Annotated in this window: 12 protein-coding genes and 1 pseudogene; 9 read left to right on the forward strand and 4 right to left on the reverse strand. The window is 38.1% G+C overall.

All coding sequences use genetic code 11. The features are described 5' to 3' along the window. The first annotated feature begins 1 nt into the window (after window position 1). The 9 genes from HWX04_RS05220 to HWX04_RS05260 all read left to right on the forward strand — a co-directional run bounded on the left by HWX04_RS05220 (window position 2) and on the right by HWX04_RS05260 (window position 5,489). Window positions 2–370, forward strand: coding sequence for a hypothetical protein (locus HWX04_RS05220; protein ID WP_175869140.1), 369 nt, complete (start codon window positions 2–4; stop codon window positions 368–370). Between the two features lie 127 nt (window positions 371–497). After that, window positions 498–740: a hypothetical protein gene (locus HWX04_RS05225; protein WP_175869141.1), complete on the forward strand. Its 243-nt coding sequence runs from the start codon at window positions 498–500 to the stop codon at window positions 738–740. A gap of 84 nt (window positions 741–824) precedes the next feature. After that, complete coding sequence (locus HWX04_RS08880) at window positions 825–1,583, forward strand: hypothetical protein (RefSeq protein WP_175869142.1); 759 nt, start codon at window positions 825–827, stop codon at window positions 1,581–1,583. Between the two features lie 14 nt (window positions 1,584–1,597). Further along, the gene (locus HWX04_RS05235; RefSeq protein WP_175869143.1) at window positions 1,598–2,029 is read left to right on the forward strand and encodes a hypothetical protein; all 432 of its coding nucleotides are present in this window, start codon (window positions 1,598–1,600) and stop codon (window positions 2,027–2,029) included. A 2-nt stretch (window positions 2,030–2,031) separates the two neighbouring features. Continuing rightward, window positions 2,032–2,496, forward strand: coding sequence for a hypothetical protein (locus HWX04_RS05240; protein ID WP_175869144.1), 465 nt, complete (start codon window positions 2,032–2,034; stop codon window positions 2,494–2,496). 107 nt (window positions 2,497–2,603) lie between these two features. After that, window positions 2,604–3,476 carry an ERF family protein gene (locus HWX04_RS05245; protein WP_175869145.1) on the forward strand — a complete coding sequence of 291 codons (873 nt, stop codon included), beginning with the start codon at window positions 2,604–2,606 and terminating at the stop codon, window positions 3,474–3,476. Between the two features lies 1 nt (window position 3,477). Then, entirely contained in the window at window positions 3,478–4,101 is a 624-nt protein-coding gene (locus tag HWX04_RS05250) for a lambda exonuclease family protein (RefSeq protein WP_175869146.1), read from the forward strand. A gap of 125 nt (window positions 4,102–4,226) precedes the next feature. Further along, window positions 4,227–4,445: a hypothetical protein gene (locus HWX04_RS05255; RefSeq protein ID WP_175869147.1), complete on the forward strand. Its 219-nt coding sequence runs from the start codon at window positions 4,227–4,229 to the stop codon at window positions 4,443–4,445. A gap of 6 nt (window positions 4,446–4,451) precedes the next feature. Further along, on the forward strand, window positions 4,452–5,489 hold the full coding sequence (locus tag HWX04_RS05260; protein ID WP_175869148.1) for a tyrosine-type recombinase/integrase: 1,038 nt from the start codon (window positions 4,452–4,454) through the stop codon (window positions 5,487–5,489). Between the two features lie 430 nt (window positions 5,490–5,919). Here HWX04_RS05260 and HWX04_RS05265 read toward each other — a convergent pair whose 3' ends face one another. The 4 genes and pseudogenes from HWX04_RS05265 to HWX04_RS05280 all read right to left on the reverse strand — a co-directional run bounded on the left by HWX04_RS05265 (window position 5,920) and on the right by HWX04_RS05280 (window position 12,515). After that, window positions 5,920–6,546 (reverse strand): DNA-3-methyladenine glycosylase I, encoded by a 627-nt coding sequence (locus HWX04_RS05265; protein ID WP_175869149.1) that lies wholly within the window; start codon window positions 6,544–6,546, stop codon window positions 5,920–5,922. Then, window positions 6,524–7,954 carry an exodeoxyribonuclease VII large subunit gene (gene xseA, locus HWX04_RS05270; protein ID WP_175869150.1) on the reverse strand — a complete coding sequence of 477 codons (1,431 nt, stop codon included), beginning with the start codon at window positions 7,952–7,954 and terminating at the stop codon, window positions 6,524–6,526. The genes HWX04_RS05265 and xseA overlap by 23 nt, the downstream gene beginning before the upstream one ends. A gap of 400 nt (window positions 7,955–8,354) precedes the next feature. Then, window positions 8,355–9,987: pseudogene (locus HWX04_RS05275) on the reverse strand (ABC transporter substrate-binding protein). An 899-nt stretch (window positions 9,988–10,886) separates the two neighbouring features. After that, window positions 10,887–12,515 (reverse strand): ABC transporter substrate-binding protein, encoded by a 1,629-nt coding sequence (locus HWX04_RS05280; RefSeq protein ID WP_175869151.1) that lies wholly within the window; start codon window positions 12,513–12,515, stop codon window positions 10,887–10,889. Window positions 12,516–12,815: the final 300 nt, after the last annotated feature.

The following is a 12,815-nucleotide window of genomic DNA, read 5'->3' on the forward strand; positions in this document are numbered from 1 at the left end:
TGTGAACAAACCAGTGCTTATAAATTCTGATGAAATTTTATTAGTTCATTTAGTTTACTTTGATAGAGATGAACACATTGCAGAATCTGGACCACTTGATGCAAGTCAAATTCTAAGCATTATTGATGGGGTAGATGATGTCTTCAAAATCTTTCGTATAAATCCTTCTGAAAAGAGTTGTGAAGATATCTCGGAAGAGATTGCAGACGCATATGTAGAAAAAAATATCGAACATCTCGATGAAGAGAGTGAGGTTCATGACTTTGTACGTGAAAGTGATGCTTACAATGACCTTTTAGATGATTTAGCAAAACAAAGATATGAAGATGAAATGTACGGTACTTATGAAGAACAGAACCGTTATCCTTGAGATGTGCTTTAAAAACTATGAAAGGCGTTTCTAATAACGCCCCCTTTTCAAAAAAATTACAACACAAACCAATGCCGCTCTTTCTCAAGAGCGACAAAGGAATACTCTAATTTAAAGGAAATAAATCATGGAAAAGAAGTACGAACTAACTGATGAAAAAATAGAGGTTTGTGGTCACACTTTACACCGTATCCGCGCCTTAAAAGATTTTGGAAAAATTAAAGCCGGTGATATCGGCGGTTATATAGAAAAAGAGAGCAACCTATCGCATTATGATACTTGTTGGGTTTACGATAATGCCAAGGTTTTTGGCAACGCCAAGGTTTTGAACAATGCTAAAATCTTTGGTGATACTATGATAGCCATATAAGCCCTTTTTAGCAAACCAAACAACTTTTAACACATGCGTGATTCACGCCACGGGTGAATTGCACGTAAAATAAGGAAATAAATCATGGAAAAAAAATACGAACTTACTGATGAGATAATGGAAGTTTACCTTAAGACACTTCATAGAATTAAAGCATTACGAGACTTTGGAGATGTTAAAAAAGGAGATCTAGGTGGTTGGATAGAAAAAGAAAGCAACTTAAGCCATGAAGGCAACTGTTGGGTTGGTGATAATGCCAAAGTTTATGGTCATGCCAAAGTTTATAATGACGCCAAGGTTTATGGTAATGCCAAGGTTTCTGGCAATGCCAAGGTTTATGACAATGCCCAAGTTTATGAGAATGCCCGTGTTTGTGGTTGTGCCGAGGTTTATGATTTTGCCGAGGTTTATGGTGATGCGCATGTTTATGGTGATGCCTTAATTTTTGGTGATGCTAAGGTTTCTGGTCATACTAGGGTTGGTGGTAATATCGAGGTTTTTGAAAATGCTCGTGTTTTTGGTCATGCCGATGTTTTTAGTAATGCCAAGGTTTATGGCAATGCCGTGGTTAATGGCAATGCCAAGGTTTTTGGCAATATCGAGGTTTTTGGGAATGCAAAAATTTATGGTGATGCCAAGGTTTATGGCAATGCCAAGGTTTGTGGTAATTCCGAGGTTTTTGGTGATGTTGAAGTTTATGGCAATGCTCGTGTTTTTGGTGATGCCGAGGTTTATGACCATGCCGAAGTTTATGGCAATGCCAAGGTTTATGGCAATGCACAAGTTTCTGGTTATGCAAAGATTTCTGATGATGCACAAGTAACCGGAAACGACACTGTTTAAGATAGGGGGTAATCATGAAAAAGAAATACGAACTTACTGATGAAACAATCGAGGTTTGTGAACGTACGCTTTATAGAATTAGAGCATTGAGAGATTTTGGAAAAGTTAAAGTTGGTGATCTAGGTGGTTTTATTGAAAATGAAAGCAACCTCTCTCATGAAGGCAACTGTTGGGTTGGGCATGATGCCAAAGTCTTTAATAAAGCGTGGATTTTTGGGAATGCCAAGGTTTATGGGAATGCGAAAGTTTATGATGATGCATGGGTTTTTCATAATGCACAAGTTTATGGCAATGCCAAGGTTTATGATGCTGCTCATGTTTTTGATTGTGCCGAAGTCTTTGGAAATGCGAATATTTTTGGTAATGCACGGATTTTTGGTGACTCCGAAATAACTGGAAATACAAAAATATCTAGAATGGACCCTCTTTTAATGGAGGGGCAATAATCATGGAAAAGAAATACGAACTGACTGATGAAATAGACATACTCTACAGACGCCCTGTTCGCCGCATTCGTGCATTGAGAGATTTTGGAAAAGTTAAAGCCGGTGATCTTGGTGGCTTTATTGAAAATGAAGGCAATCTATCTCATGAGGGGGATTGTTGGGTTGGAAATGATGCAAAGGTTAACATGAATGCTAAAATTTTTGGAAATGCACAAATATTTGGAGAAGCACGCATTACAAATGAAGCATATGTTTACGGTAATGCTATGGTTTTTGGAAACGCTTGTGTTGAATCCAGTGTACACATTTGTGAGAATGCGCAAGTTTACGGAATAGCCGAAATTTATGGAGATGCCAAAATTTGTGGTTATGCACATGTTTGTGGTGACGCTGTTGTATCTGGCAAGACATGTATCTCAGACTATGAACACATTAGTCATAATAAAAAAAGCCAAACTTATCCATAGAGAAAAGGCATAACGTATAGCCCTTTCTAACAATCAAAACAAACAACTTTGAACACATGCGTGATTCACGCCACGGGTGAATTGCGTACAAATGTAAGGAAATAAAGATGAATGAACTCAGTACCACACAAACGGAATTAGTGGAAAAAACGAACGAGTGTCAAATCAAACCAACTGCTATGGAACTTATTTTAGAAAGAGCTCTAGAAAATGATGTTGATATGGATCGTCTCGAACGTCTTCTCCAATTACGAGATAAGGAGATAGAACGACAAAACTATCAAAGCTTCGTCTCTGATCTTTCTGCTATGCAAACGGAATATCAAAAAATACATAAAAATGCTACTAATCCCCATACGAATAGTAAATATGCAACACTTGATAAGTATATTGATGCAATCAAGGAACCTCTTGCAAAATACCACTTTTCCTTATCTGCTAAAATCAAAGAACAGGGTTCAAACGACATAACCGTAGAAATGACTTTGAGACATCCCACGGGAAATGAAATATCAACAGAAGGACGATTCCCTTATGATAGTACTGGAAAAAAATCAGACATACATGCCTTTGGCTCTGCTATCACCTACGCACGCAGATATCTCTTAGGCATGCTTCTTAATGTTGCAAGCAAAGAAGATGATAAAGATGGAAATAAAGAAGATGATACAGATGAAAATCCACCTATTAAAAAAGCTTGTCCGCAGCACATCAATGAAATTAGAAATCTCATAGAACAAACTGAGACGAATGAAGATGATCTTCTCGCTTACGCAAATATAGAAAAACTAACAGATCTAACTTATGAAAAAGCGCAAGAGGTTTTGGGGCTGTTGGCAAAAAAGCAAAATATTCAAAGAGAAAGAGCGCTACAATCTCTCCCTCAACAAGAGCAAACAGACGCCTCTATACAAGATGCCGAATATATTCATATCCAAGATATTGAATATGCACCAACACAGCAACAAAGGGCGGTGTGAAATGGAACAAAGAACAGCACAATGGTTTCAAGCCCGTTTAGGTAAAGTCACCGCTTCAAACATTTACAATGTTATCAGTAAAACAGCAAAGGGAATCCCTACAAGCAAATATGAAGACTATAAAATTAAACTCATTACAGAGCGTCTAACGGGTCAAACAAGCCCCTATTATGAAACCGAAGACATGAGATGGGGAATTGAAAATGAAGAAGATGCCTTGAGAGAATATGAATTCATTTATGATACTGAAGTCACAAGGTGCGGCTTTATCCAACACCCCACAATAAAAATGGCGGGGGCAAGCCCTGATGGTCTGATTGATAAAGAGGGTCTAATCGAAATCAAATGCCCTAGATCAACTAATCATATGCGTTTCTTTATCGATAATGAAATCAAACCTGAATATCTTGCACAAATGCAATTTCAAATGGCTTCTACGGGACGCAAATGGTGTGATTTTATCAGTTATGACCCGCGTTTTACGGGAGATTCATCTCATTTGCGTATGAAAATCAAACGTATCATCCGTGATGAAAAGCAAATTGAACAAATCAATCAAGCGGTTGAAAGCTTTTTAGCAGAAATAGAACAAGAGATGCAAAAGCTCTCTAAAAAAACCGCCTGAACTTATGGGGGGCTTTGTTCTAGGTTCCAGCATATCTTCTTGCCCCCCACCCTTTCGTAACAATTTTTAATCAATTCGTGATTCACGACACGAGTGAATTGCATCTTAAATGTAAGGAGAAAAGAATGGCGCCTCGTCCTGCTACTATAACACAACCAGCCATTGCTCGCGCTTTAAGAGAAGCTAAAAAACAAGGGTGTGAACTCATAGAAATAAAGCCCACCGGTGAACTGCTTATTTATCTTAAATCCGATATCCCAATACCAAATTCAGTAAACAACCCAGACAAACTTTTAGATTTTTCCACGAATGAATATTACGAAACCGCGCTATCTAAGATGTAAAATACCATGCCTAAACCACGCCCTCCTCATCTTGTTAAAGAAATCACACGGCATAATAAAATTATATGGTATGTACGTATTGGTCATGGAAAACGTATTAGAATCCGCGGAACCTATGGAACGCAGGAGTTTGTTGATAACTACAAAAGCGCACTTGCCGAATTGCAAGGACTTATACTTCCTAAATCCAAAACCGGTAAACTTGTTGAAGGTTCATTCGCATGGCTGCTTAAGCAATATTTAAACAGCTCTAATTGGCATAGCTACTCTAATACGACAAAGAAACAAAAAGAATACATTCTTATGAAGGTATGCGATACAATAGGTAACGTTCCATACCAAACAATTGAAAAGAAACATATCATAGCCGGTGTTGAACGACGTAAAGAAACGCCAGCAATGGCTATAAGCTTTCTGAAAGCCCTTAATGGACTTTTTAATTGGGCGATTGACCAAGGTCTTTTAGAAAATAATCCAGCTTTAGGCATTAAAAGACCAGCCCTTCACAATAAAAATGGCTTTGCTGCTTGGACAGAAGAAGATGTCGAAAAGTATTATCAAAAATGGCATCATGGTACCCATGAACGTGTCTGGATTGATGTTCTTTTATATACGGGTTTGCGTCGTGGTGATGCCGTTCGCATTGGTTGGAAAGATGTCAAAGATAATATTATTCATCTCAAAACAGAGAAAAGTAAATTCCAAACAGATGTTTTTCTGCCTATTTTACCGGAATTAGCCAAAACGCTTGAAACTGGTCCTGTTGGTGATGAAACATTTATTTGTGGTAAAGAAGGTAAAAAACTCATTAAAGAAAGTTTTGGCGATGCATTTAGAGAGGCTTGTAATACAGCAGGCATAAAAAAATCAGCACATGGTTTAAGAAAATTAGCAGCAACACGCGCAGCTAACTCTGGTGCAACAGTATCACAACTCAAAGCGATTTTTGGCTGGACAAATGATGCTATGGCATCTCTTTACACAAAGAGCGCAGATCGTAAAAGACTCGCTCTTGAAGCTATAAAAAAGCTCCAAAAAAGTTAGGGATAGAGGCAAAAAAACGTAATAGAATCAAGAATCACCTATTCCCTTATATTAGACATAACTATTTTATTTTACTTGCTTTTTATATACCATTCACGAACAACATCGCAAAATGGGCTTAAGGGAATTAAGAAATGTTTTTTTAAGAAAGCACGTGAATTTGCAACAGGGTGGCATCTTGTTTTACATACAAGATCTCCCACTTACCTAACCCTAGATACATGAGAGTTAAGATATTACTCCTTTTAGCATTTGTTTTTTCATTTTCAAAATTATACCTTTGTTGTTTTAATAGGCAACAATAATAAAAAATCATCACTATTGTATCATTTGTATGCTTCAATTATCTTATACAATAGCGTTGTGTAATCTGCATATTTATTAGATTACCCTATTGATCATTGCCCTTATAACAGGAATTTTGCCCTATTTATCGACAAAAACACCCTTCAAGATGATCATTGACAATTCCTACAGACTGCATAAAAGCATAACAAATCGTGGGACCAATAAATGTCCAACCACGTTTCTTTAAATCTTTAGAAAGACGAAGAGAAGCAGAAGTGATGGGATTTGCCAACAATGTTTGAAAATCTATCTTTTCATAACGCTCCGATTGTGGTGGTTGAAAAGACCAAAAATAGTGAGACAAACTTCCCCACTCTGTTATAATTTCCTGTGCTCTCAATGCATTATTAAGCACTGAACGAATTTTTCCTTGATGACGAACAATACCTTTATTCTGCATCAACATTTTCACCTTTAACGCATCATAATGAGCAATCTTTTCAAAATCAAAATCATCAAATGCAATGCGAAAAGAAGAGCGTTTTTTTAAAATCGTAAACCAAGAAAGCCCCGCTTGAAAACCTTCAAGGCAAATTTTTTCAAACAAAGGAATATCCTCAAAAATAGGTTTTCCCCATTCGTTATCATGATAAGCGCAATAAAGTGGATCATTTCCTGCCCATGAACAACGAACTTTCCCATCCGCACCTTTAAGAAGCCCTTCATCAAGCATCACATTCACCATCTCAAAAGAGTGTTCCTTGATCATCGTTCGACGGCTTTGTCTGCTTGTTTTTTGAATGTTTACGAGAAGTATTTTCCTGTGCCACAACACTGATATCACCATCAAAAAAGCGTAAATTTATTTGCCTACTTTCAGGAAACTGTACCAACCGCTTAACAGGCTTATTGTCCTGCCCCAAAGCCAAAACAAAGCCTCGTTCTAAAATATTCTGATACGAAGTGCTTTTTAAAAGCCTATATGACAACTCTAATGCTGCGCGTTGTTTTTCTACATTGCGCATAAAAGCACGATGAAAACGTGTCGTATATTCCTTTGTATGGCGTTGAGCTTTTTCAGTATTCAACAAACGCGGTGCCAAACGAACACCTAGTGCATAGAAATAAAAACGTTTTTTATCATAACTCACACAAAGAGCACGCTGTAACCGGCTGGAAATTTCATCAAAACCACGCCGTGGTAGAGCAAAAAGTTGGTCGACAGTGGGGAGAGCACGGACAAGAGCACGCAATTTTTGTTGATGAAAATCAAAAGAACGCGCAAGCCCTTTGCGTAAACGTGCACCAAGCGACGCCACATACACTTCAAGATCAATCTTAACCGGCACAGCTTTTTCTGCTGCTGCTGTAGGCGTTGGAGCACGCCAATCAGCAACATAATCAATCAAAGTCCAATCCGTTTCATGCCCAACCGCAGAGATAACGGGCAGCTCAGAAGCATAAACCGCACGAACAACAGCTTCATCATTAAACCCCCACAAATCTTCTAAACTTCCTCCTCCCCGTGCAACAATAAGCAGGTCAGGTTTTGGAATAAGCCCTCCTGAGGCAAGTGCATTAAAACCTTCAACAGCAGCAGCTACTTCGCTCCCGCTTGTTTCTCCTTGAACACGCACAGGCCAAACCAACACATGCAGCGGAAAACGATCAGATATACGATGAATGATATCACGAATAACAGCCCCTATGGGGGATGTTACAACACCTATAATTCGGGGCATATAAGGCAAAGGCTTTTTCTTTGTTTCATCAAATAAACCTTCATCGGCAAATTTTTTTTTGCGATTTTCTAGAAGAGCCATCAAAGCACCAACCCCTGTTGGTTCAAGAGCCTCAATGACAATTTGATATTTTGAAGATCCTGGATAAGTTGTTAGTTTTCCCACAACAACAACTTCCATCCCTTCTTCAGGAGGAAATTTGAGCTTTTCCATCACGCCACGCCAAATAACAGCCTCTAACCGCGCCTTATCATCTTTTAAGGCCAAATAAGCGTGCCCCGAAGCATGAGCACCACGGTAACCTGAGATCTCACCACGTACCCGCACATAACCAAACTTCTCTTCAACAACACGCTTTAAAGCCCCTGCTATTTCGGAAACAGTAAATTCCGCAACATTCGTTGCACTTATCTTTTCACCAAACAAACCTACCATTTTTCAACTCTTTACGCCCATTTTTTGGATATTTTAAAACAATGCGATCTTTAATTTTTAACTTATTCATCCAATACCCGTGACATCAACGAGAGAACAGCCTTTACCCTTAACCTCAAACCAAAGATCAAAACCATCAAGAACTAAAACCATTAAGGCTTAAAACCACTCTTTATTCCATCCGAAATTCTATCAACGACAGTGAAAATATTCAATCTGAACATCCATAAAATTTAATTGAGAAAAAAAAGAATATCTCTTAAAAATGCCTTCTCTATACAACATAGAGAGCTGTGAGCGATAAACTTCAACGTTTTGCAGAGTTTTTAAACCATACGCAAAACGTTAAAGATATCATCGACACAATTTATTGTTATATATTACAACATTTAAAGCCTGCTTATTTTTCAATTGCAGCATAAAAAATACGTGGAGCATTATTCCACGCCCATTGTTTTACATTAGGTGTCATCGCGACAACATTATAGACCTGATAGATAAAAGCATAGGGCCCTTTTTCCATAAACTCACGTTGTAAATCAGTATACATTTGTGCCCGTTTCTGTGGATCTTTTTGAAACAGAGCGTCTCTTACCTTTTTATTCATATCTTCATCAAAATAACCATGGCACCAACTAGGATAACCAGTATATTTAGCTTCAAATCGATTATCAGGGTTTAAAATAAAACGTGAAGCCATTGTATGAGGGTCGGAAGAAGGATTATTCCATCCTATAAAAATTGTATCAAATCCCCGTGCATAAAATTTTGAAAATAATTGCGTACCGATAAAATGTTCAATTTTAAAACGCACACCTATCTTTTTTGCATTGTCTTGGATGGACTGAGCAATAGGCAAAGCAAAAGGATAAGGAGATTTTCCCGCAAAAATATTGGCCTCAAAACCATCCGGATAACCTGCTTCCGTTAAAAGCTGCTTAGCTTTTTGAAGATCAAGTTTAAAGGGCTGCCCTTCTTTTTCATCCAAAGCCCCAAGATTCCCAATGGGAATAAAGCTTGCCCGTTGAATACCAACATCTTTAAGAAGAGTCTTTCCAAGAGTTTCATAATCAATAAGATAGCGCATTGCCAAACGCACCTTTTCATTGGCAAAAATGGGATTTGTCATATTGAGCCCCCACATGATCATAGATGGCGCCAACACTTTTTCAATCTTAATATCTGTTTTTGCTTGGAGATCTGCTATATCTTCTGGCATCAAATTACGGGCCACATCAATATCGTGTTTTTCCAACAACAAACGTTGTGTTCCAGGTTCAGCAATATGACGAATGAGGATCTGCTTCAATTTTGCTGCTCCTCCCCACTAATGGGAACTTGCACGCAATAAAATTGCCTCGCCAGAACGCCAGTTCACTAACTGATAAGGACCAACACAAGCCGCATGGCTTGCTAAATAGCGATTTCCCATATCACCATCTTGTTCGTGTTTCATAATGGTTTCACGATCAAGCAAAGCAGCAACACGAGTCGTAAGAATATGTCCAAGGATTATCTCTGCTGGATAAAGCTTATCAAATTTCATCACCACTGTCTTCTCATCGGGTGCTTGAAGAGTAGAATCAACATTTTGTTCTGCAATTCCATATTCGTTAAATATTGCCGCTGCAGACAACTTCAATTTAACACCCCCCCCTCATCCCTCAAACAAGATCATGGGCATCGGCAGACCGGCCATCATTAAACTTCAAATCATCACGCAAATGAAAAGTAATGACTGTACCTCCGCCCCCATTTGAAACATCCCAACTCTTTGCCAAAGAAGGCGTTATTTTAGCTGCATCATCCCTAGCCGAATCGATGAGGTATCACAAATATTGGCAACGATTTCATTTCCATAACATTCATTGATCTGCGCAGAATCAAAAGTCTCGATTGAATCAAGATTCAAAGCCATTATCAAGGATATCAGCAGGTGTTTTCGCTGAAACTTGTTGCACAAACATCCCTAGAGCCATAAGAGCATAAACAAAAGGACTGCTCCCTTTTAATATTTTTCTTTTTAAATTCATAGATTTCTCCCTTTAAAGTTTATTGTATAAATTCTCTATGCTGCCAACATGTGCCAAATAATAAAATGGGACGAACCATAGGCTCCAAGAGATAAAATTTTAAAACCTTCCCCCAAAAACTTCTTGTTAATCATTCCTCCTGTCCACACTTATAAACCAAACCATATAAAAGAAAACACGCTGATATATGATGAACAACGACCAATAACAGAGCTATTCATCCTCTCTTAATACCTACTATTGAAGACTATAAGACTAAAATTCCTTTTTTCTCTTGCTGAGCAAGCTTGTCTCTTGTTTTTTTAACATTTATTAACGTCATAAAATTCTCATGTTATCAAAGCACAATCTCTCTTGGTTCAAGTACTTTAATAACAAAAAGTCTTCATAAGAATTTGGAACTTCAATAAAATAGGAAAATTCGTCAATTTACCAAATGCAACGGTTTTTGTTTCTTTTTCAAATTTTTGCATCGCTTCCTATAAAATACCCCCTTCCAATGGGCTTCTCATCATCTTTCAAAGCAAAAGAAAACACGGATACCATAAAAAAGCTAATATTCCACGCCATCCTTCAAGACGCTTCCATAAAAAAATTTCAACATTGCAAAACCTTTTATCCTTTAGCAATATTAAATTATACCGCATTAGTTATGATTTTTTTCAGCCAATAAATTGCCCCTTTTCAATTCAGAGAAGTTGAAATATTCAATTTTAATAGCCATGCAAACACATCCTCAATGAGAATAAATATCTCTCTTCAAAGAATGCCTTAAAAAGGTATTCAATAACACACTCACTCCTCAGCCATAAATTCGACGTATTCTAAAGCTCGAAAACTCATACAAAACGCCGATTATGGCTATGCTCTTTATCTATTTGACAGCATTGAAGACACGCTTATTTTTCAATTGCACCATAAAAAATACGCGGCGCACTATTCCAAACCCATTTTTTAATATCAGGTGTCATCGCTATAGCGCTATATTTCTGAAAGATAAAAACATAAGGCCCTTTTTGCATAAGCTCACGCTGCAAATCAGCATAGATTTGTGCCCGTTTTTGTGAATCTTTTTGAAACAATGCTTCTTCCACTTGTTTATTCATAGCTTCATCCAAATAGCTATGCTGCCAGCTTGGGTAGGCTGTATTTTTAGCCTCGAACCGATTATCAGGATTATAAATAAGGCGTGAAGCCATTGTATGAGGATCTGCAGAATCATTATTCCATCCAACAAAAATTGTATCAAAAGCACGTGCATAAAGTTTTGAAAACAACTGTGTTCCTGCTAAACGCTCAAGTTTAAGCTTTATCCCCACCTTTGCCGCATTATCTTGCACAGACTGAGCAATGGACAAAGCATAAGGAGAAGAATTGCTCACTAAAAAATTAACCTCAAAGCCTTTTGAATAACCTGCTTCTGCTAAAAGCTGTTTTGCTTTTTCAAGATCAAGTTTAAAGGGTTGCCCCTCTTTTTCATCCAAAGCTCCAAGATTACCAATGGGAACAAAGCTTGCCCGTGGAACACCAATACCTTTAAGAACAGTCTTTCCAAGTCCTTCATAATCAATAAGATAGCGCATCGCCAAACGCACTTTTTCATTGGCAAAAGCAGGGTGCGTCGTATTAAGGCCCCAATACATCATAGAAGGCTCCAACACTCTTTCAATTTTAATATCTGTTTTTGCTTGAAGATCTGCAAGATCCTCGGACGCTAAATTACGTGCAACATCAATATCGTGTTTTTGCAACAATAAACGCTGTGTTCCAGGCTCCGCGATATGGCGAATGAGAATCTTTTTCAATTTAGGCGCCTGCCCCCAATAATGAGAACTTACACGCAATAAAACAGCTTCACTCGGACGCCAACTCTCTAACTGATAAGGCCCAACACAAGCAGCATGACTAGCCAAATAGCGATTTCCCATATCACCATCTTTCTCGTGCTTCATAATAGTTTCACGATCAAGCAAAGCAGTCGCACGACTGGCAACGACATTATTAAGAATGAGTTCTGCCGGATAAGGCTTATCAAATTTCATCACCACCGTTTTATCATCCGGCGCTTGCAAAGCATCATCAACATTTTTCTCTGTAATACCATATTCATTAAATATCGCCGCATTGCCTAACTTTAATTTAACAACCCGCCTCATCCCCCAAACAAGATCATGGGCATTCGCAGGCCGACCATCATTAAACTTCAAACCATCGCGCAAATGAAACGTAAATACCGTACTGTGATCATCTCCTGAAACATCCCAGTGTGTTGCTAAAGAGGGAACGATTTTTGCTGGATCATCTGTAGCAGTACCAACCAAGGTATCACAAACATTGACAATAATTTCATTACCATAAACATCGTTAAGCTGCGCGGGATCAAACGAACTGATTGCATCAATATTCCAACCCATCACAAGGGTATCAGCAGGTGTTTTTGCTGAAACCTGTTGTGTAACCACCCCAAGTGCTATAAGAACAGAAACAAGAGAGCCACTGCTTTTTAATATTTTTCTTTTCAAGTTCATAGACTTTTCCTTTTAACGTTTATTGTATAAATTCCCCACGTAACAACAACGTGCAAAATAAATGAGTTTAAACAAATCATTGGCTCTAAGAGACAAAGGTTTAAAATTTTAAACAGCACGACTTACCAACCACTCCTCCTGCCCCACTTATAAGCTATCCTCTTCAATATGCACCGACAAACAATTTAATATGCAATAAATGGTATAACCGATAACAAAATCTACTGATGCTATCACAACGCCTACCATTGAAGAGTATAAGGCAAATATTTTCTTTCTCTTGTCGAGCAAGCTTGTTTC

The sequence above is a fragment of the Bartonella gabonensis genome (genome assembly GCF_903679515.1).
GTDB lineage: Bacteria > Pseudomonadota > Alphaproteobacteria > Rhizobiales > Rhizobiaceae > Bartonella > Bartonella gabonensis.